Genomic DNA, 19325 nt, shown 5'->3' with positions numbered 1-19325 from the left:
CGGGTGGCCCGCCGTGACCGTGCCCGCCACCGACCAGACTGATTCGGTGACATCAGCGAAAGTGCTCGTGGTCGAGGACGATCCGAATGTGCGCAGCACCCTCGAACAGCTGCTGCGGTTCGAGGGGTACCGGGTGAGTGTGGCCGGGGACGGGCGGGAGGCGCTCGAGCTGCTCGAGACCGACCGTCCGGATCTGGCCGTGGTGGACGTGGTCATGCCGCGCTTGGACGGGCTCTCGCTGTGCCGCACCCTGCGGCGGCGCGGGGACCGGCTGCCGATCCTGGTGCTCACCGCGCGCGGTCAGGTCGGCGACCGCGTGGCCGGATTGGATGCCGGGGCCGATGACTACCTCGCCAAACCCTTCGATACCGAGGAGCTGCTGGCCCGCCTGCGCGCCCTGCTGCGCCGCAGCGCGCCCGACGAGCCGACGGTGCTGACGGTCGCCGACCTGAGCCTGAACCCGGCCACCCGCGAGGTGTGGCGCGGCGAGCGGGCGCTCGAGCTCACCCGCACCGAATTCGACGTGCTCGAACTGCTGCTGCGCAACGCACCCGTGGTGCTCACCAAAAGCCAGATCTACGAACACATCTGGGGCTTCGACTTCGACACCGAATCCCGCTCCCTGGACGTGTACATCGGTTACCTGCGCCGCAAGACCGAGGAGGGCGGTGCGCCCCGCCTCATTCAGACCGTCCGCAATGTCGGCTACACCGTGAAGGCGGTGTGATGCGGACCCGGCTCACGCTGGTGGTGTTCACCGCGACGGTGGTGGCGATCGTGGTCGCGCTGGTGACGGCGTATCGAAGCGTGTCGCCGCTGGTCGCGGACCAGGTCGACCGCAGCCTGACCGATCGGGCGGAGACGGTGGCCGTGATACTCGGGGCCGCTGGAACCGCGCCGGGTGATTCGGCATCGGCGGTGTCGAAGCTACCGGTACGGACGGACATGGTCGAGCAGCTACTGCTCCCGGACGGCACCGTGCTTTCGCTGACGCCCGGGCGAGATCCCTTGCCGGTCAGCGAATCCGACCGCGCCATCGCCCGTGCGGGAACGGGTACCGCCGAAACCGATATCACCGTCGGCGGGGTCTCCTACGGCGTGCTGACCACGGCGCACCCCGGCGGCGGCGCGATCATGGTCGGCCAAAATTATGCCGAGGTCGAGCGCGTCGACCGCGAATTCCTCTGGCGCACAGCCTCGATCACCGCCGTCGCGGTCCTGCTCGTGGCCGTGGTCGGCTGGCTCGCGATCGGCCGCATCCTGCGCCCCATGCGACGCCTCGCCCAGGCGACACAACGGATCACGACCACCCGCGACCTCTCCACGGTCCTCCCCGAGGCGGGCCGCGACGAGGTCGGCGACCTGACCCGCGACTTCAACGCCATGCTCGCGGCGCTGAGATTGTCACGGGCACAACAACATCGCCTCGTCCAGGACGCCGGACACGAGCTGCGCACACCCCTCACCTCGGTGCGCGGCAGCGCCGAACTGCTGCAACGCGCCAAGGGTCGCCTCGACCCCGCCGACGAATCGCAGGTACTCGCGACCCTGGTGCAGGAGGCCAAGGCCCTCGACGCCCTGGTCGGCGAACTCGTGGAACTGGCGACCGACCAGTACACCGACGAGTCGCCCGCGCCGGTGGTCCTGCCCGATCTCGCCGAGGCGTGCGCCCAGCGGGTCCGCCGCCGTACCGGCCGCGTCATCACCCTGCGGGTCGCGGATGCCGGTGCCCGCGAGGGCGATACGACCGCGCCCGCATCGCCCGAGGTCACCGTCACCGCGCGGCCTCGCGCCCTGGCCCGCTGCGTGGACAACCTGCTCGACAATGCCGTCAAGTTCAGTCCGCCCGAAACCGAGATAGAGATCCGCGTGCGCGGCACCGAACTCACGGTCCTCGACCGCGGCCCCGGCATCGACGCGGCCGACCAGCGCGCGGTCTTCGACCGCTTCTACCGCGCCGACCGCACCCGCTCCACCCCCGGCTCCGGCCTCGGCCTGGCCATCGTCCACGACATCATCACCGCCCACGCGGGCACCGTCTTCGCGGCCGCCCGCTCCGGCGGCGGTGCCGAAGTCGGGTTCCGCCTACCCGGCGCACGCTGACCGATCGGCCACCGACCGCCGCCGCGCGCGGCTGTGAGCGGTTGGTGTTCGACGCCGGTTCGGAAGGACGGGCGGCGCGATCGTGCTCGTCACCGGCCTGCGGGCGGGAGGAGTCGGGGCGGGTGTTCGGGGTCCGTGGGCGCGGCGGGGGAGCGACCGGGTAGAAAAGGTATGGCGTCGTGGACGCGTTCCGGGATGCCGCCGCCGAGGAGACTTCGTGCGGTTTCATACCTGTCGAACGGAGAGAGGCTGTTTCATGGCGACCTCGGAAGCGCGCGCCCAGATCGGCGTGACCGGCCTGGCGGTCATGGGTAGCAATATCGCCCGGAATTTCGCACGGCACGGATACACCGTCGCCCTGCACAACCGCAGCATCGGCAAGACCGACGCGCTGCTCGAGGCCCACGGCGACGAGGGCGATTTCGTGCGCACCGAGACCATCGAGGAGTTCGTGGCCGCGCTGGAGAAGCCGCGGCGCGTGCTCATCATGGTCAAGGCCGGTGACGCCACCGACGCCGTGATCGAGGAACTCGCCGACGCCATGGAGCCCGGCGACATCATCATCGACGGCGGCAACGCCCTCTACACCGACACCATTCGCCGCGAGGCCGCCATGGCCGCGCGCGGGCTGAACTTCGTGGGCGCGGGCATCTCCGGTGGCGAGGAGGGTGCTTTGAACGGCCCCGCCATCATGCCGGGCGGCCCGAAGGAGTCCTACGAGTCGCTGGGGCCCATGCTGGAATCCATTGCGGCACAGGTCGATGGCACCCCCTGCTGCACCCACATCGGCCCGGACGGCTCCGGCCACTTCGTCAAGATGGTGCACAACGGCATCGAGTACGCCGACATGCAGCTCATCGGCGAGGCCTACAACCTGTTCCGCGACGCGCTGGGCTTCGACGCCAAGCAGATCGCGGACGTGTTCACCCAGTGGAACTCCGGCGAGCTGGAGAGCTACCTGGTGGAGATCACGGCCGAGGTGCTCAACCAGGTCGACGCCAAGACCGGCAAGCCGCTGGTGGACGTGATCGTGGACGCCGCCGAGCAGAAGGGCACCGGCCGCTGGACGGTCAAGTCCGCGCTGGATCTCGGTATCCCGGTGACCGGTATCGCCGAGGCCGTGTTCGCTCGCGCGCTGTCCGGCTCGCGCACCCAGCGTGCCGCCGCCAAGGGTCTGGCCTCGGGCGTGCTCGGCGAAAAGCCCACGGACGTCGCGGAATTCACCGAGGCCATCCGCCAGGCGCTCTACGCCTCCAAGATCGTCGCCTACGCCCAGGGCTTCGACCAGATCGCCGCCGGTTCCGCCGAATACAACTGGAACCTGCACCCCGGCGACCTGGCCACCATCTGGCGCGGCGGCTGCATCATCCGCGCCCGCTTCCTCAACCGCATCAAGGAAGCCTACGAAGCCGACCCGGCGCTGCCGTCGCTGATCCTGGCCCCCTACTTCCGCGAGGCCATCGAGAAGGCCATCGACAGCTGGCGTCGCGTGGTCGTGGTCGCCACCCAGCTCGGCATCCCCGTCCCCGCCTTCGCCTCCTCGCTGTCCTACTACGACGGCCTGCGCGCCGAGCGCCTCCCGGCCGCCCTCACCCAGGGCCAGCGCGACTTCTTCGGCGCCCACACCTACGAGCGCATCGACGCCGAAGGCAAGTACCACACCCTGTGGAGCGGCGACCGCAGCGAGGTCCCCGCGTAATCCGCAGTAACGCAACGAGTCTCACCGCGTGGGAACGAGGAAGCCCCGGGGCGTAGCCTGCCCCGGGGCCTCGGGGGCCGCCCAATTGCGGCACGCCGACACGTTTAAGAACGGGTTCAAGTTGAAGTTAACGTGGCGCTCTACGTTTGAGCTACGGCCCAATGGGTGGCTGAGCCGGTGGGAGTTGAACCCACAACCTCCACGCTGACAATCCGTTCTCTCGATTCGGCGTTCGGCGGCGAATACTGAAGCTGGAGCGAAAATGTGAGCGTCAGTGGGCCGCGCGGTGCCTCTGCCGTTGGGCTATCCCGCCGCGTGTGGCGGGAGGAGGATTCGAACCTCCACTGGGCCGCTGAGCCCGTCACATTCAGGTTCAGTTTCAGCTTGCGCTCCTGGCGCGCCACCGACAGTAGTCGGAGGTGTGGCCGCCGCCAACCGAATATCCAGCCGTCCGAACATCCTCAGCCGAACAGGTATCCGAAGATCTCCGCGCCCAGCTTGCGCTGGGTGACCTCGGCGTTGTTGGCCTCCTCGCGCGCGAATTTCACGGCCTGCTGCAGCTTTTCGACGCGCTCGGTGAGCTCGTTGACGCGCTTGGCGGGCAGCGCGCCGGAGAATTTGATGGTGCGCCAGTACCCGACCACCACATCCTCGTGATACACCTCGACCTGCGCCGGATGCTTCTCGGTGGCCTCGGCCTTGACGTGGTTGCGGGGAATCTTCTTGGTACGCACCGTTTGCACGGGCTCGGTGGCGTAGCAGTCGGCGGAGGCGTCGTACTCCCACGTCTCCGAGGCGTCCAGCACCGGCAGCTTGCGCACGAAGGTGTGCAGGTCGACGAGCTGCTTCTCGAGGAACAGCAGGTAGGTGACGGGCGCGTCCTTGATCAGGGTGCGCCCGTCGACCACCACGTCGGCCGTGGCCGTGGTGTTGGCCCAATCCTTGGTCGCCACCACATCGAACAGTTTGGTCAGGATGTCCGCCGTGGTCGCGAGCACCTCCTCCGAGCGCACCTGCACCCGCGTGGATTCGGGCGGCAGCTGCTCACCCTCCTCGTCCTTGGGCCGGTAGGTGCGCGAAATACCGCTCAGCAGCGGGTTTTTGGCCAGCTTGTGATGGGCCTCGGTGAGCTCGGAGAAGGTCCGGGACTTGATCCCTTTCTCGACGGCGACAATCTGATTCAAACGTGTCATGGCGGCACTGTAGCGGTGCTCACCACCGGTGTACCAACGGTTTTCAGGGTGCGATGGGCAGATCCAGATAGCCCGAGCCCTTGTCGTTGGACAGGGTGATGACGGTGGCGGAGCGGTCGCTGGCAGCGCCGTAGAGATGGTCGACGGTGCCCATGACCACGACGAGCCGGTGGCCGACCGGAATGTGATAGTCGGTGGCCTGCAGGTCAACCTCCAGCGTCATGGGCGTGCCCGATTCGGCGCTCTCCAACGTGGCCGCGGCGTGGGTGATGATCCGCATGGCGCCGGTGAAGGGGTTGTGGTCGAAGAGATAGGTGATGAGGGTCGCGGTGCGGCTGGAGGAGGTGACGGTCAGCTTCACCTTCGGGATACCGGCGATGTGCTGGGCTTTCAGAAATGCGCGCGGTATGCGCCAGACCGCCGCCCAGGCGCGGTTCACATCCTCGAGGCGCTGGCGGTTGGGCATGAGCAGGCGTTCGAGGATGCCGTCGAAGACGAGCGTGCGTGCGGCCTGCACCTGCCCGGCACCGGCCTGGAAGCTCTGGCTCAGCTGTTCGGGCGGATCCAGGGTCAGCGTGCCGTCCTCGGATCCGGTGGCGGGGGCGCGGAAGTAGTAGCGGCGCATGGGATTCCACCAGGAGCGCAGGTCCGGTGCGGTCGCCGTGGTGAAGGTGTGCATGGATTCTGTGTGGACGACGCCGTCGCGGTCGATGCCATTGTCGACATCGAGCAGGTAGTGGTCGAACCAGTCGTAGGCCGCCTCCGTGGTGCGCGTGTACACCCCCAGCATCAGGCCCGCGACCTCCAACGCGCTATGGTCGCCGACCGCGATGTCCAGGCGTTTCGGGCCGGGGTAGCGGTCGAAGTAATCGAGCAGCTGATTCTGCGGGAAGATGGTCTCGTGCCAGAACGTGGTGAAGAACGTTGGCACCGGCCGCCTTTGCTCGTCGTCGAGTTTGGCGGGGGAGCGCGGGCGCGCGTAGGCGAGCACCACCTCGTCGATATCGGTGTTCGCCCGGAATGATTCGAGTACCTTCGTCAGCTCCGCGCTGGGCCGATCGCTGATCGAGCCCAGGGCCTCCGCGGCCGCGAGGTGCCGGGTCCCGTTGTCGTAGAGGGCCTCGCCCAGGTCGGCCCACGTGCTCAGTGCGACAACGGCTTTGACCGCAGGGTGCTCATTGGCGACCAGCTGGCTGATACCGGAGCCGTAGGAGATGCCCGCCATCCCGACCTTCTCGGGGTCGGCCTTGATGTCGTTGTGCGCCAACGCCCAATCGATCACGGTGCGCCCGTCCGTCACATCCTCGGGACCCGCGACCGTCAGTTCGCCGCCGGATTCGGCCAGTCCGCGCTCGGTGTAGGCGACCACCGCGTATCCGCGCATGAGTAGTCGAATGATCGCGCCGCCGTACATCTTCCAGCCACTCTGATCCAGCCCGGCGGGCATGACGATGAGCGGATGCGGGCCTTCGCCGCGCGGCCAGGCAATGCAGGCGTCGAGCTCGATGCCCGGCTCGACCGGGATTTTCTCGGTGCGAATCCCGCATTGTCCGCGCACCGCTTCGATGTCTTCGGTGAGGTAGTCGGGCACCCCGGCCGCATTGCCGGTGAGCAGGTCGTTCGTGATGGCGAGGACCTGGGCTTCCTGATCCGGAGTCAGGAGGCGCAATTGACTCGAATGAGACTGCGACATGTCAGATTCCCTTCATCGAGTAAAGGGAATTCGCGAATTCACCAGGGGTGGAGAACGTTTGCCGAACCTATTGCGCATTCGATCGTACATCGACCGCGGAGTCGCCGTCATGGAATTCGGAATGCGTGAGTTCCCTTGTCTACCTGCACATTCGGATAACGACTTGTCGGTACTTACCACACGGCCCCCGAATCGGGAACTGGGAGAGTGCTGGGTATCGGCATACAGGTCGCCCAGAGTTCGCTCTCGGGTCTCGCCGCGGCCCGGTGGGCGGCAGTAATTTTCGAGTCGTTCGAAATACACAGTCGGGAAGGTCTGGAAAATGTTGGCTCTGATTCTCGCCGCGGTCGGTCTCATGTCGGGTAGCGCGCTCGCCGCGGGCGGACTCGGGAGCGCGGGCATGGCCGCCGGAAACGTCTAGGTGCCGCAAGCGGGCGGCCGACCGGATACGGCCGCCGGAACCCCCGAGCTCGGGCGGGCACGGGGGTTCGTTCCTATTGGACGCCGATCATCGGGAGGATGGTGCGGCGGGCGAACTCCCGCGCTGCCGCCTCGTCGGTGAGCGGGATCAGGCCCTCCGGGGTGAGGATGAGCGACTGGCCCAGGCGGGCAAGCACTTCCGCCACCAGATCGGCGTCGAAGGCGGGCACGTCGGCCGAGTCCTGGAGGGCGCGCAGCTTTTCGGCCAGATAGGCACGGCCGACCGCGAGCACCGGCCCGGCCTGGGTGGTCAGGCGCGGCAGGATCGTGTCGGGCTCGGTGCGCAACAGTCGTTGCAGCAGTTTGTTGTTGGCCAGCTGGGTGATGAACGCGACGAAGATCTCGACCAGCTGATCATTGACCGCATGGCCATTGCTGGTGGCCTCCTGCACCCGCTTGTCGATCTCGGCGACGAACAGCTGCGCCTCGCGCACGCCCACCGCGGCGACCAGATCGTTCTTGGATTCGAAGCGCCGGTACAGCGTGGCCGGACTGATTCCGGCGCGACGCGCTATCTCCCCCATACTGGTTCGCTTGATCCCGAAGTCGAGGAAGGCCGACAGCGCGCTCTCGAGCAGCTGTTCGCCCTCGGCCCGCGGCTTCTCCAGGATGCGTTGCAGAATGGTGGGTACGGACGGCATCGAGTCTCCAGTCGATCGGGTTGGGGACCGCGACATTGCGGTGAACGGCCGACAGCACGTGAACGGCCCACTGTGCGTCAACGACCAAGGCGCGCGCCACTTGTGGAGGCGCGCACAGGTCGAGCCGCATTATTGCATCGCGCGATGGTGGTGGGTCGCGCCGCATCCGATCAGGGGAATGCGTCGGTGCCGGAATGGATCCCGTGACGGCTCAGCGCAGGTTCAGCGCGGCCATTTCCCATTCGATGGCATTGGCCGCGAAATCCCGGCCATTGGAACGTAATTCGTGGACCCGGCGTTGCAACGCCTCGATCCCCCCGGGCTGTGCCGCGATATCGGCCACGCTGATGCGCTGTCGGTGCAGACTGTCGTGCTCGTACAACACCGTAAAACCTCCTGCTAGCCCCGAGCGCGCACCCGGCAAACGGCGGCAGAGCCCGGGCCGCCGGGAACGCTTCGCACGATGCTAGCAGCGGCCGTTATGGACACTTGTTCAGTGTGGGGCTTATCACAAACCCCCTTCGGTCAAGCCTCTTGACCCTGCCGGTGCAGCGACGTGTTGTGCAGGTACGCAGCGGCATTCAGGCGAATGTGATCACGCTCGGCCTCGCTCAACTCCCGCCGCACCTTGCCCGGCACACCCGCCACCAGCGACCCCGGCGGAATCTGCGCGCCCTCGGGCACCAGCGCATTCGCGGCGATCAAACTCCCCGCGCCGATCACCGCGCCATTGAGCACCGTCGCGCCCATCCCGATCAGCACATCGTCCTCCACGGTGCACCCGTGCAGAATCGCATTGTGTCCCACCGACACTCCCGCGCCCACCGTGCACGGGAAGCCCGGATCGGCGTGCAGCACGCACCCGTCCTGGATATTGCTGCGCGCCCCCACACTGATCTCGTCCATGTCCCCGCGCAGGACCGCCGAATACCAGACGCTCACTTCGGCTTCCAGCCGCACCCGCCCGACCACGGTGGCATTCGGCGCGATCCACGCGCCCTCATCGACCTGCGGCGCATGCTCGCCCAGCTGAATCCTCATACCTCCGAACCTAGCGCGCCCACCCTCGCACGATGCGCGTGGGCACCAAGATCAGGGAGCCCTGGCCGTGGGGATTCGCCCGATTCACCGCGCTGTGCGCTCTCTGATCTTGGTCAGGCGCTGCGGAAGAGGGCGCGGTGGGCGGCGGGGGTGGTGCCGAGGAGGCGGTGGAAGTGGTGGCGGAGGTTGATGGCGGTGCCCAGGCCGGAGTCGGCGGCGATGCGGTCCATGGTGTCGTCGGTGGACTCTAGTAGCAGGCGGGCGTGGTCGACGCGCTGCTGGAGCAGCCACTGCTGGGGGCTGGTGCCGGTGCGGTCACGGAAGCGGCGGGTGAAGGTGCGACGCGACATGAGGGCGGTGCGGGCCCAGCCGTCCAGATCGACCGGTTCGTCGAGATGTGTTCGAGCCCAGACCATGGCGTGCTCGATCGGATCCTGCTCGGCCGATTCGGGGACGGCGACCGGGATGTACTGCGCCTGAGAACCGCTGCGATGCGGGGCCAGCACCAGGCGGCGGGCCAGCTCGGCGGCGATCCGGCTGCCGTGATCGGCGCGCACCAGATGTAGACAGCAGTCGAGGGCGGCGGCGGTACCCGCCGAGGTGATGATGTCGCCGTCGTCGGACCAGAGGCGGTCGGCGCGCACGCGGACGGCCGGATAGGCGCGGGCGATATCGGCCGCGGCCGACCAGTGCGTGGTGATCTCGCGGCCGTCGGCCAGACCGCTGGCGGCCACCGCCCACGCGCCCAGGCACAGGCCGACAATGCGCGCGCCGCGGGCGTGAGCGCGGTGCAGGGCGTCGCGAATGGGTTCGGGCAGTGGGAGATCGCGCTCCCAGCTGGGGATGACGACGGTGTCGGCGGTCTCGGTGGCCTCCAGGCCGTGCGGGACGACCAGGTCGAAACCGGCTGGGGTGGAAATGCTTCCGGGCTGTTCGGCGCAGACGATCACGCGGTAGGGGCTGCCGTCCGGACCGCCCGCGCCGATGCGGCCGAACACCAGGGTCGGGACGGAGAGATGGAACGGGCTGATGCCGTCGTAGGCGAGGACGGCGACGGTGTGTTGGGCATCGGCCGGAGTGGGCGTGGCATCGGGCGCAGGGAGCGTGGCTGCCGCCGGAGTGGGCATGGCCCGATATTATCGGAGAGCGGCCCTCGGGCCACTGTCGAGCCCCGAGCCGGATCACGAAACTCATTGGCATGACGAACACGATCGATACCGCGACGACCACCCTCGAAGTCCTCCACATCGGCGGGCCCACCGTGCGATTCGAGTACGGCGGGCTGAGCTGGCTCACCGATCCCACGTTCGATGAGCCGGGCAATTACCCGGGGCCGGTGACCCTCTACAAGCTCAGCGGTCCCGCGGTGCCGGTCGGGGAGATCGGCGCGATCGATGTCGTGCTGCTCTCGCACGATCAGCACGCGGACAATCTGGATGCGGCCGGGCGGGCGCTCCTGCCGAGCGTCGAGCATGTGCTCTCGACGCCGGATGCCGCCGGACGGCTGGAAGGCGTTCGGGGACTGGCGAACTGGGAGTCGGTGCGGATCGGGGCGGTGACCGTCACCGGTGTGCCCGCGCTGCACGGGCCACAGGGGTGCGAGCCGTTCACCGGTGTGGTGACCGGGTTCGTGTTGCAGGCGGACGGTCTGCCCACGGTCTACGTTTCCGGGGACAACGCCTCGGTCGAATACGTCGAGCGCATCGCGGAGCGGTTCGGGCGCATCGATATCGCGATTCTCAATGTCGGTGCCGCCAATACCGATCGCTTCGGCGACAGCGACCTGACCCTCAACGGCCGCACCGCCGCCAAGGCCTCGGCCGCGCTCGGCGACGCGCTGATCGTTCCCGTGCACGCCGAGGGCTGGGCCCACTTCTCCGAGCACCTCGACTACCTGACCCACCGGTTCACCGTCGCGGGCCGGGATCACCTGTTGCGCATCCCGACCCCCGGCGAGGTGCTCGCGCTCGAAGTCGTGTCGGCCTGACCCCTGTCTTCTCGGTCGCGTCGGAATAGCAGGGCGCAGGTGTTGCTCCGGGGTTGCCCCGCGTGAAATCGGGTCGTGGCGCTCATGGCGGGTCGAGCCGCGCGGGTCCACGATGGCGGTATGAGAATCGGGGTTCCACGGGAGGTCAAGGAGCAGGAGTATCGGGTCGCGCTCACCCCGGCCGGTGCCGGGGAGCTGGTGCGGCACGGACACGAGGTGCTCATCGAGGTCGGCGCGGGGGTCGGGTCCGGATTCGGGGACGCCGACTACATCGCGGCCGGGGCGCGGATCGCGCCGACGCCCGAGGAGGTGTGGGGCGCGGCGGAACTGGTGCTCAAGGTGAAAGAGCCCATTGCCGAGGAGTATTCGCGCATGCGGGACGGGCAGGTGCTGTTCACCTTCCTGCACCTGGCGGCCTCGCGGGAATGCACCGACGCCATTCTGCGGTCCGGGATCACCGCCATCGCCTACGAGACCGTGCGCGCCGCCGACGGGACGCTGCCGCTGCTCGCGCCCATGAGCGAGGTGGCGGGAAAACTCGGGAGTCAGGTGGGTGCGTATCACCTGATGTCGCCGCAGGGTGGTGCGGGAGTGTTGCTCGGCGGGGTGCCCGGGGTGCGGCCCGCGGACGTGGTGGTGCTCGGCGGCGGGGTGGCGGGCAGCAATGCGGCGGCGGTCGCGGTCGGCATGGGGGCGCGAGTCACCGTGCTGGACACCAATATCGCGCGACTGCGCGAACTCGACGGGCGGTTCGGCGGGCGGATCACGACCCTCGGCTCCAATGCGGTCGAGGTCGAAAAGGCGGTGCTGGCAGCGGATCTCGTCATCGGTTCGGTGCTGGTGCCGGGTGCGCGCGCACCGAAGCTGGTGCCCGACAGCCTGGTCGCGCACATGCGGCCCGGCTCGGTGCTGGTCGATATCGCCATCGATCAGGGTGGATGCTTCCAGAGCTCGCATCCCACCACGCATGCCGAACCGACGTTCCGGGTGGCGGATTCGCTGTTCTACTGCGTGGCGAACATGCCGGGTGCGGTGCCGCACACCTCGACGGTGGCGCTCACCAATGTCACGCTGCCCTACGCCCGGGCCATCGCCGATCTCGGTTGGCGGGCCGCGTGTCAGGCCGATCCCGGTCTGGGGCAAGGGCTTACGGCGCATGCCGGGCAGTTGTACTCGCCGGAGGTGGCGGCCGCGCACGGCATGCGGCCGGTGACGTCGGTCGCCTCCTGACATCGAGAGGCGAACGGCCCCTGCCCTTTCGGATGGGCAGGGGCCGTTCGGCAGGCGGGGTGGTTACGCGTTGTCGCCGGAATCGCCCAGCGGCCAGTCGGGTTCGCCGTCGTCGGGCAGGTGGATCTTGTCCGGGTTGCGCACCACGTCGATCTTGGTGATGCGGCCGTCGTCGATGGTGAACGAGAAGACGCCGGTGAACTTGCCGTCGAACACCACCAGGCCCGGCCGACCATTGACCAGCACCGAACGGCCCCACGCGCCACCGACCTTGGTGGAATGCGCCAGGAAGCCGAGCAGGGTCTCGGCCACCGTGGTCGCGCCGTGCAGGGGATGCAGGAAGGCCTGCACCTTGCCGCCGCCGTCGGAAGTGAAGGTGACATTGGAGTCCAGCAGGCCGAGCAGGGCGCTCAGATCCCCGGAACGCCACGCCACGGCGAAGGCGGAGACCACCTTCTCGTGCTCGTCGGGGCTGGCGGGAAAGCGAGGCGTGCCGTTCTCCACGTGTTTGCGGGCGCGCGAGGCCAATTGGCGCACGGCCGCGGGGGTACGGCCCACCACCTCGGCGACCTCGGGGCCGGACATGCCGAACACATCCTGCAGCACGAAGGCGGTGCGCTCGGCGGGAGACAGCGATTCCAGCACCACCAGCAGGGCGGTAGTCACTCGCTCGTCCTGGGAGAGCCGATCGGCCGGATCGTCCCAGGTGGTGATCTCCGGCTCCGGAAGCCATTCCCCCACATACTGTTCGCGGCGGGCGCGGGCAGACCCGAGATAATCCAGGGCCAACCGACCCGTGACCGTGGTCAGCCAGGCGCGCAGATTCTCGATCTCCGCCCCCTCCGGACTGGTCTCGTAGTACCGCACCAGCCGCAGCCAAGCCTCCTGCACCACATCGTCCGCATCGCTGAGACTGCCGAGCGTGCTATAGGCGACCCGCCGCAAATACCCGCGATGCTCCTCGAACTCCCGCGCCAACTCCGCCTGATCCGGCCCGCTCCGCCGCTCGTCACTCATCGCACCCTCACTCGTTCACACTCCCACCCACTCGGGCGGCCTCCACAGACCCGACGAAACAGCTCGGCCAACTGTGACATTCCCCCGAGAATCTAAGCGAAGCCGGACGATGCCCCCGCCACCCCGGCGTGGTTTTGGCCGGGATCTCGAGTGAGATTCCGGCCAGAAGGTCTGTGGCGCGAGGACCCGAGCCGTCGAGCGTGGGCCGTGTCGCCGTGCGAGGTCAGCGCCGTCGCAGATATGCCACGGCCGCGGCTGCGAGTGCTGTGGCGATCTGGACTGCCTCGGAAAGCCGCACCGCGCGGCGCAGGTCGTGCACGCGCGGGGCCGGGCCGTCGCCGAGCGTCGGCCGTAATTCCACGCCGTGTCGGTACTGGGTTTTGCCGCCGAGCCGCACGCCGAGTGCGCCCGCCATCGAGGCTTCGGCCACACCGGCATTGGGGCTCGGGTGCTTGGCCGCGTCGCGGTGCCAGGCTTGCCACGCGTCGGCGGGCCGCCCGCCGACTATCGGGGCCAGGGCCACGGTGATCAGTCCGCTGACCCGGGCGGGGATTAGATTCGCCATGTCGTCGGTTCGTGCAGCTGCCCAGCCGAAGTGGTTGTAGCGCTCGTTCCGATAACCGACCATCGCATCGAGGGTGTTCACGGCCCGATAGGCCAGCAGCCCCGGCACACCGGCCATCGCACCCCAAACCAGCGGGGCGACAGTCGCATCCGAGGTGTTCTCCGCGATCGACTCCAGGGCAGCCCGGGCAAGCCCGTCGGCATCCAACACCTCGGGATCGCGCCCACACAGCGACGGCAAAAGCTCTCGCGCCCCGTCGATATCCCCTGCCTCGAGCCGATCCGCCATGGCCCGCCCGGTCTTCGCGAGTGTCGTCCCACCCAGCACGGTCCAGGTCGCGGCCGCTGTCAGCGCAATCTCGCCCAGCGCCGAGGCCATCGTGCGCCGCGTTGATCCGGCGCGCGTGAAGGTCGTCGCTCCTCCCGCCCCGGTCCGAATAGCACTGCGCCGCCCAGAACTTCGTCGCGCAGTCGACCCCGCCACGATCCGCTGCAGCCCGACCCCAAGCCCCGCAACCGCCCCCACCAGCACGACCTCGTGAATCACCCCTGCTGCCCGACTGTTTCGGTAGGTGACCCCCTCCACCTTCATCGCCAAGGCCCCGAACCCGGCCACAGGATGCCCCCGCCGAGGATCGCCGAATACTCGATCCATCCCAAACCCAAGCAGCAGCCCCACCGCCGCAACTCTCCGACTCTTCACCCGCCCGAGGCTATCCGAGGCCTTCCACCCCACCCGAATGGCTCACGAACATGCATTCACGCAGCAGTCTTCTCGGCGTTTGCCTGCTGGATTGCATGCTCGTGGGGGAGATCAGCGGCGGGTGCCGCCGTAGCGGTCGGCTAGGCGGGCTTCGTTGGAGGTTGGCTTCGGTTTGGGGGGTGGGTCGTTGGGCTTCGCGGACTTCGTGGGGGTGGGGGAGACGGGTTCGGGGCTGTCCGTCGACTCGGTCGGTGCGATTGGCTCGGGGCTTGTCGGTGCGGCCGGTTCGGCCGTCGCTTCGGCCTTTTCGCGGCGGCGGGCGCGGAGTTCGGCCCAGATGAAGTAGCCGAGGCCGAGGGGGGCCATGACGCCGAAGGCCAGCCACTGCAGGCCGTAGGAGAGGTAGGGGCCCGCGTCGAGTTGGGGGAGGGGGTCGGGGGTGAAGGCTCCGGGCTGGTTGGCCTCGAGTTGGAGGTAGCCGCCCAATCCGTCGGTGGGGATGGGGGTGAGGGGGTAGCCCAGTAGGGTCGACTCCTGGCCGGTGTCGGTCGTATAAACCTGGCGGTAGCCGTCTTCCGTGGTCGGGGGCTTCTTCTCGATGACGCCCTCGGAGGCGCGGATGCGGGCCTCGAGGTGTTGCTCGCCGGTCGGCGGGGCGGCAATCGCGGGCGGATGTGTGCCGCCCTCGGCGGCGGCGATCTGGCCGCGATCGACCAGCAGCGTCCGTCCGTCGTCGAGGCGGAAGGCGGCGAGCACCGTGTAGGCGGGCTGTCCGTCGAGGTGTCGCAGGCGCACCAGGATCGTCGAGTCCGGCACGTAGGAACCGGTGGCAGTCACCCGCCGCCACTCGGTGTTCTTGCCGCTGCCGGTCAGCATGGTCGTGATGTCGACCGGGTCGGCCTTCACCGAATTCGAGATCCGGTCATTGCGTTCGGAGGTGCGGGTGTTCTTGCCCAGCTGCCACGGCGCGAGCACCGAGAAGCACAGGTACGCGAACCCGGCCACCACCACGGCGAGAATCAGCCAGCTGGGCCGGAACAGAAACGTCAACCGCCGCAGCACCGACCAGATCTTCGCGCTCATGCCAGCCCCTCGCCCGGTTCGCCGAGCTGCTCGCGCACCCACGCCAACAGTCCCGGCATGGCGGCCTCGATCTGCTCGCGCACCAAGGCGAAATCGGCCTGATCCCCGTAATACGGATCCGGCACCGATCGTCCGTCGGCCCGCGGATCGAAACTGCGCAGCAGCCGTCGCCGATCCGACGGCACCCCGAGCCGAGCCAACTCCCGCTCATGCCCGGTATCGAGGGCGATCAACAGATCGGCGTCGCGATGATCCGGCCCGATCACCGCCGCCCGATGCCCGGTCGGATACCCGTGCGCCCGCAGTTCCCTATTGGTTCGATGGTCGGCCTCGTCCCCCACATGCCAACTCCCGGTCCCCGCACTGCTCACCCGCACCCGATCCGCCAGCCCCGCGCGCTCCAGGTGCGCGGCGAAGATCTTCTCGGCCATCGGGGACCGGCAGATATTGCCGGTGCAGATGAAGGTGATATGCAGCTCGCCCACGACAGCCATTCTGTCCGGTGGCCGTTCGACCCGGCCACGTAGGGTGGACGGCTGTGCTGGATGACACCGGGTTCGACGGATTCGACCATGCCAGGCTGCGGCATCACGGGGACGTGGAGGCGCGGCCGGGGATGGTGGATTTCGCGGTGAACGTTCAGGGGAGCGCGCCGCCGGAGTGGTTGCGGGAGCGATTGGCCGCGCGGTTGGGGGAGCTCGGGCGGTATCCGGGGGAGGGGGACGAGCGGCGGGCTCGGGAGGCGGTGGCCGCGCGGCACGGGCGGTCCGCGGACGAGGTGCTGCTGCTCGCGGGGGTGGCGGAGGGGTTCGCGATGTTGCCGCGGCTCAGGTCCTCGCTGGCCGCGGTGATTCATCCGTCCTTCACCGAGCCGGAGTTGGCGTTGCGGGAGGGCGGGGTGCCGGTCATCCGGGTGATCCTGGAGCCGCCGTACTCGTTGGACGGGGTGCGGGTGCCCGAGGCGGCCGATCTCGTGGTGGTCGGCAATCCGACCAATCCGACCTCGGTTCTCCATGGGGCGCAGAGCATTCGGGCCCTGCGGCGGCCGGGGCGGATTCTGGTGGTGGACGAGGCGTTCGCCGACGCGGTGCCCGGTGAAGCGGAATCGATTGCGGGGGAGAGTCATCCGGATGTGTTGGTGTTCCGCAGCCTGACCAAGACGTGGGCATTGGCGGGACTGCGGTGCGGGTACGTGCTCGGCGCGCCGGAGGTGTTGGCGCGGTTGAATCGTGGGCGCGCGCATTGGCCGTTGGGGACCTTGCAGCTGGAAGCCATTGCGGCGGTGAGTGAACCGGCGGCGGTCGCCGAGGCGCACCGTCGGGCGGAGTCGATCGCCCGCGATCGGGCGGCCATGATTCCGCGGCTGCGGGAGGTGGGGTTGCGGGTGCACGAGCCCGCCGACGGCCCGTTCCTGCTGATCCAGGTGCCGGATGCCGAATTGTTGCGAAAGAAGCTCGCGGACAAGGGGATCGCGGTGCGGCGCGGTGATACGTTCCCGGGACTGGAGAGCGGTTTCCTGCGCGTGGCGGTGCGACCCGCGGGCGAGGTGGATCGATTGGTCTCCGCGCTTCGCGAGGTGGGCCTGTGAAGACAACGGTGACCGAGGGTTTCAGTGGCAGCGCCGCTGTGCGCCCCCGAGAGTTGGGAGGTCTGTAGTGGAGACGACCGTGCGGCTGGCGGATCTCATCGGCGCGCTGGACGCCGCGTATCCGCCGAAGTTGGCCGAGTCCTGGGACTCGGTGGGGCTGGTGTGCGGTGACCCGGACGAGAAGGTGTCGCGGGTGCTGTTCGCGGTCGACGCCACCGCCGACGTGGTGGCCGAGGCCATCGACTGGGGTGCGCAGGCGCTGGTCGTGCATCATCCGCTGCTGCTGCGCGGGGTGGACACGGTGGCGGCGAGCACGCCCAAAGGCGCTCTGCTGCACCGGCTCATCCGCTCCGGCTGCGCGCTGTTCACCGCGCACACCAATGCCGATTCCGCCGATCCGGGCGTCTCGGACGCGCTGGCGCGGGCCATCGGGCTGACCGTCACCGGGCCGCTGGATCCGAAACCGCTTACCGCACTGGACAAGTGGGTGGTGACCGTGCCCCGCATGCACAGTGCGGCGGTGCTGGCCGCCCTGTTCGCGGCGGGTGCGGGGACCGCGGGGAACTATTCCGACGCCGCCTGGACCGTGGCGGGCACCGCACGGTTCCGGCCGCTCGACGGTGCCGATCCGGTCCTCGGCGCGATCGGTGAACTGCACGAGGTCGCGGAGGATCGGCTCGAAGTTGTCGCACCGCCGAGTCGCCGCGCCGATGTCCTGGCCGCCCTGCGCGCCGCGCATCCGTACGAGGAGCCCGCCTACCACGTCACCGAGCGGGCGGTGCTGCCGTCGGGCCTCGGCATCGGCCGCATCGGCGAGCTCGCGGCCCCGGAAACCTTGCGGGAGTTCACCGCTCGCGTCCGAGCCGGGTTGCCGACCACCGCGTGGGGTGTGCGCGCCGCCGGTGACCCGGATCGCCTCATCCGCACCGTCGCGGTCTGCGGCGGCGCGGGAGATTCCTTCCTGGGCAAGGTCTCTCGCCTCGGCGTGGACGCCTACGTCACCGCCGACCTGCGCCACCACCCCGCCGACGAGCACCTGCGCGCGGGCGGCCCCGCCCTCGTCGACGCCGCCCACTGGGCCACCGAGTTCCCCTGGTGCGCCCAGGCTGAGGGCGTCGTGCGCGCCGCCCTCCCCGGCCTCGAGACTCGTGTCTCGACCCTCCGCACCGACCCTTGGACGATCGGCGCGGCGGACGGCTGCTGAGCCGGGCCCGGTGGGGACCGTCACACCGCCCGGGTAGCGGCCACCGTCGTCGCGGGCGAATGTCCAGCTCGACGCCGGGTTGGCGAATCGGACCCGCCGATGCGGGTACGGTGGGAGTCTTGAGAACTCGCCCGACCCCTGAGGATCTGGGGTTTCAGGGGCTTGCCCCTGAGAGTTTCGAGAGTTGAATTCATCAATCGTGTTCAGGAGACCTTCGCGTTGAATGCCGAACCATCGATCCAGGCCAAGCTGCTCGACCTCGCCGCCGTCGACGCCGAGCTGACGCGGATCGAGCATCGCCGCAAGGTGCTGCCCGAGCAGCAGGAGGTGGCGCGGCTGGAGGGTGAGCGCACCGCGCGCAAGGACGAGGCGGTCAAGGTCGAGATCCAGATCGACGACCTGGATCGCGATATCCGCAAGCTGGAGGGCGAGGTCGAGGCCGTCCGCAAGCGCGAGGAGCGCGACCGCGGCATGCTCACCGCCGGATCGGTCGGGGCCAAGCAGCTCTCCGAACTCCAGCACGAACTCGGCAGCCTGGAGCGCCGCCGCAAGGTGCTCGAGGACGACCTGCTCGCGGTGATGGAGCAGCGCGAGGCCACCGCCGACGCGCACGCCCACGCCGGTGCCAACCTGGACAAGGCCGAGGCCGACCTGGTCGACGCCGAACGCCGCCGCGACGAGGCGCTCGCCGACCTGGCCGTGGCCCAGCAGCGCTGCGAATCCGATCGCGCCGCCCTGGCCAACGCCTTCCCCGCCGACCTGCTCGCCGCCTACGACAAGCAGCGCGCCCAGTACGGCGTCGGCGCGGCCCTGCTCCAGGCCCGCCGCTGCGGCGCCTGCCGCATCGAACTCGACCGCGGCGAAATCTCCCGCATCTCCCAAACCGCCCCGGACGTGGTCGTCCGCTGCCCCGAATGCAGCGCGATCCTGGTGCGCACCAAGCACTCCGGCCTCTGACGCGACGGCCGCGGCGACACGGGCGCGGCAGCTCGGACTCGCCGCCACCGATGCGATGCCCCGCAGCGATCCCTGCGGGTCTGGACCGAGCCCGGTGGCGAGCCTCGACGGGCTGAACTGAGTCTGGCAGCGACCGCTTGCG

18 protein-coding genes and 1 tRNA gene are annotated in these 19325 nt (G+C 68.9%); 8 read left to right on the top strand and 11 right to left on the bottom strand.

The window, feature by feature from the left end; all coding sequences use genetic code 11:
- Window positions 1-46: 46 nt before the first annotated feature.
- The 3 genes from VMT40_RS15090 to gndA all read left to right on the top strand — a co-directional run bounded on the left by VMT40_RS15090 (window position 47) and on the right by gndA (window position 3802).
- The gene (locus tag VMT40_RS15090; RefSeq protein WP_326358743.1) at window positions 47-727 is read left to right on the top strand and encodes a response regulator transcription factor; all 681 of its coding nucleotides are present in this window, start codon (window positions 47-49) and stop codon (window positions 725-727) included.
- Window positions 727-2103, top strand: coding sequence for a HAMP domain-containing sensor histidine kinase (locus VMT40_RS15085; protein ID WP_326358742.1), 1377 nt, complete (start codon window positions 727-729; stop codon window positions 2101-2103). The genes VMT40_RS15090 and VMT40_RS15085 overlap by 1 nt, the downstream gene beginning before the upstream one ends.
- Before the next feature lie 256 nt (window positions 2104-2359).
- Entirely contained in the window at window positions 2360-3802 is a 1443-nt protein-coding gene (gene gndA, locus VMT40_RS15080; protein ID WP_326358741.1) for an NADP-dependent phosphogluconate dehydrogenase, read from the top strand.
- A gap of 318 nt (window positions 3803-4120) precedes the next feature.
- On the opposite strand, the gene VMT40_RS15075 is transcribed toward gndA, so the two are convergent.
- The 7 genes from VMT40_RS15075 to VMT40_RS15045 all read right to left on the bottom strand — a co-directional run bounded on the left by VMT40_RS15075 (window position 4121) and on the right by VMT40_RS15045 (window position 9977).
- A tRNA-OTHER gene (locus VMT40_RS15075) sits at window positions 4121-4251 on the bottom strand.
- A 12-nt stretch (window positions 4252-4263) separates the two neighbouring features.
- Entirely contained in the window at window positions 4264-4995 is a 732-nt protein-coding gene (locus VMT40_RS15070; protein WP_326358740.1) for a DUF7873 family protein, read from the bottom strand.
- Between the two features lie 43 nt (window positions 4996-5038).
- The gene (locus VMT40_RS15065) at window positions 5039-6688 is read right to left on the bottom strand and encodes a CocE/NonD family hydrolase (protein WP_326358739.1); all 1650 of its coding nucleotides are present in this window, start codon (window positions 6686-6688) and stop codon (window positions 5039-5041) included.
- A gap of 494 nt (window positions 6689-7182) precedes the next feature.
- A complete protein-coding gene (locus VMT40_RS15060; protein WP_326358738.1) occupies window positions 7183-7809 on the bottom strand; it encodes a TetR/AcrR family transcriptional regulator in 627 nt (208 codons plus the stop codon).
- 211 nt (window positions 7810-8020) lie between these two features.
- The gene (locus VMT40_RS15055) at window positions 8021-8194 is read right to left on the bottom strand and encodes a hypothetical protein (RefSeq protein ID WP_326358737.1); all 174 of its coding nucleotides are present in this window, start codon (window positions 8192-8194) and stop codon (window positions 8021-8023) included.
- A 140-nt stretch (window positions 8195-8334) separates the two neighbouring features.
- The gene (locus VMT40_RS15050) at window positions 8335-8850 is read right to left on the bottom strand and encodes a gamma carbonic anhydrase family protein (protein WP_326358736.1); all 516 of its coding nucleotides are present in this window, start codon (window positions 8848-8850) and stop codon (window positions 8335-8337) included.
- 113 nt (window positions 8851-8963) lie between these two features.
- Window positions 8964-9977, bottom strand: a complete 1014-nt coding sequence (locus VMT40_RS15045; RefSeq protein WP_326358734.1) for a GlxA family transcriptional regulator — start codon at window positions 9975-9977, stop codon at window positions 8964-8966.
- A 71-nt stretch (window positions 9978-10048) separates the two neighbouring features.
- Here VMT40_RS15045 and VMT40_RS15040 point away from each other — a divergent pair, with 71 nt between their 5' ends.
- Entirely contained in the window at window positions 10049-10837 is a 789-nt protein-coding gene (locus VMT40_RS15040; protein ID WP_326358733.1) for an MBL fold metallo-hydrolase, read from the top strand.
- 120 nt (window positions 10838-10957) lie between these two features.
- Window positions 10958-12067, top strand: coding sequence for an alanine dehydrogenase (ald, locus tag VMT40_RS15035; RefSeq protein WP_326358732.1), 1110 nt, complete (start codon window positions 10958-10960; stop codon window positions 12065-12067).
- A gap of 63 nt (window positions 12068-12130) precedes the next feature.
- Here ald and sigJ read toward each other — a convergent pair whose 3' ends face one another.
- The 4 genes from sigJ to VMT40_RS15015 all read right to left on the bottom strand — a co-directional run bounded on the left by sigJ (window position 12131) and on the right by VMT40_RS15015 (window position 15928).
- Window positions 12131-13084 (bottom strand): RNA polymerase sigma factor SigJ, encoded by a 954-nt coding sequence (gene sigJ / locus VMT40_RS15030; RefSeq protein WP_326358730.1) that lies wholly within the window; start codon window positions 13082-13084, stop codon window positions 12131-12133.
- A gap of 223 nt (window positions 13085-13307) precedes the next feature.
- A complete protein-coding gene (locus VMT40_RS15025; protein ID WP_326358728.1) occupies window positions 13308-14351 on the bottom strand; it encodes a cobalamin biosynthesis protein in 1044 nt (347 codons plus the stop codon).
- Between the two features lie 111 nt (window positions 14352-14462).
- Window positions 14463-15410, bottom strand: coding sequence for an SURF1 family cytochrome oxidase biogenesis protein (locus VMT40_RS15020; RefSeq protein ID WP_326360195.1), 948 nt, complete (start codon window positions 15408-15410; stop codon window positions 14463-14465).
- A gap of 20 nt (window positions 15411-15430) precedes the next feature.
- The gene (locus tag VMT40_RS15015; protein WP_326358727.1) at window positions 15431-15928 is read right to left on the bottom strand and encodes a low molecular weight protein-tyrosine-phosphatase; all 498 of its coding nucleotides are present in this window, start codon (window positions 15926-15928) and stop codon (window positions 15431-15433) included.
- Between the two features lie 44 nt (window positions 15929-15972).
- On the opposite strand from VMT40_RS15015, the gene cobC reads away from it, so the two are divergent.
- The 3 genes from cobC (at window position 15973) to VMT40_RS15000 (ending at window position 19183) form a co-directional block, all read left to right on the top strand.
- A complete protein-coding gene (gene cobC / locus VMT40_RS15010) occupies window positions 15973-17022 on the top strand; it encodes an Rv2231c family pyridoxal phosphate-dependent protein CobC (RefSeq protein ID WP_326358725.1) in 1050 nt (349 codons plus the stop codon).
- A gap of 67 nt (window positions 17023-17089) precedes the next feature.
- Entirely contained in the window at window positions 17090-18226 is a 1137-nt protein-coding gene (locus tag VMT40_RS15005; protein ID WP_326358723.1) for a Nif3-like dinuclear metal center hexameric protein, read from the top strand.
- A gap of 219 nt (window positions 18227-18445) precedes the next feature.
- Window positions 18446-19183 carry a zinc ribbon domain-containing protein gene (locus VMT40_RS15000; protein WP_326358722.1) on the top strand — a complete coding sequence of 246 codons (738 nt, stop codon included), beginning with the start codon at window positions 18446-18448 and terminating at the stop codon, window positions 19181-19183.
- Window positions 19184-19325: the final 142 nt, after the last annotated feature.

Source organism: Nocardia sp. CDC160, from assembly GCF_035818795.1.
Taxonomy (GTDB): Bacteria; Actinomycetota; Actinomycetes; order Mycobacteriales; family Mycobacteriaceae; genus Nocardia.
The sequence above is the reverse complement of the archived record's forward strand: the minus strand, read 5'-3'. Positions and strand labels throughout refer to the sequence as shown.

Coding starts and splice junctions, on each gene's coding strand:
- VMT40_RS15045 (WP_326358734.1), bottom strand. CDS start 9,977: ATGCCCACTCCGGCGGCAGCCACGCTCCCTGCGCCCGATGCCACGCCC.
- VMT40_RS15085 (WP_326358742.1), top strand. CDS start 727: ATGCGGACCCGGCTCACGCTGGTGGTGTTCACCGCGACGGTGGTGGCG.
- VMT40_RS15040 (WP_326358733.1), top strand. CDS start 10,049: ATGACGAACACGATCGATACCGCGACGACCACCCTCGAAGTCCTCCAC.
- sigJ (WP_326358730.1), bottom strand. CDS start 13,084: ATGAGTGACGAGCGGCGGAGCGGGCCGGATCAGGCGGAGTTGGCGCGG.
- VMT40_RS15015 (WP_326358727.1), bottom strand. CDS start 15,928: ATGGCTGTCGTGGGCGAGCTGCATATCACCTTCATCTGCACCGGCAAT.
- VMT40_RS15060 (WP_326358738.1), bottom strand. CDS start 7,809: ATGCCGTCCGTACCCACCATTCTGCAACGCATCCTGGAGAAGCCGCGG.
- ald (WP_326358732.1), top strand. CDS start 10,958: ATGAGAATCGGGGTTCCACGGGAGGTCAAGGAGCAGGAGTATCGGGTC.
- gndA (WP_326358741.1), top strand. CDS start 2,360: ATGGCGACCTCGGAAGCGCGCGCCCAGATCGGCGTGACCGGCCTGGCG.
- VMT40_RS15065 (WP_326358739.1), bottom strand. CDS start 6,688: ATGTCGCAGTCTCATTCGAGTCAATTGCGCCTCCTGACTCCGGATCAG.
- VMT40_RS15050 (WP_326358736.1), bottom strand. CDS start 8,850: ATGAGGATTCAGCTGGGCGAGCATGCGCCGCAGGTCGATGAGGGCGCG.
- VMT40_RS15070 (WP_326358740.1), bottom strand. CDS start 4,995: ATGACACGTTTGAATCAGATTGTCGCCGTCGAGAAAGGGATCAAGTCC.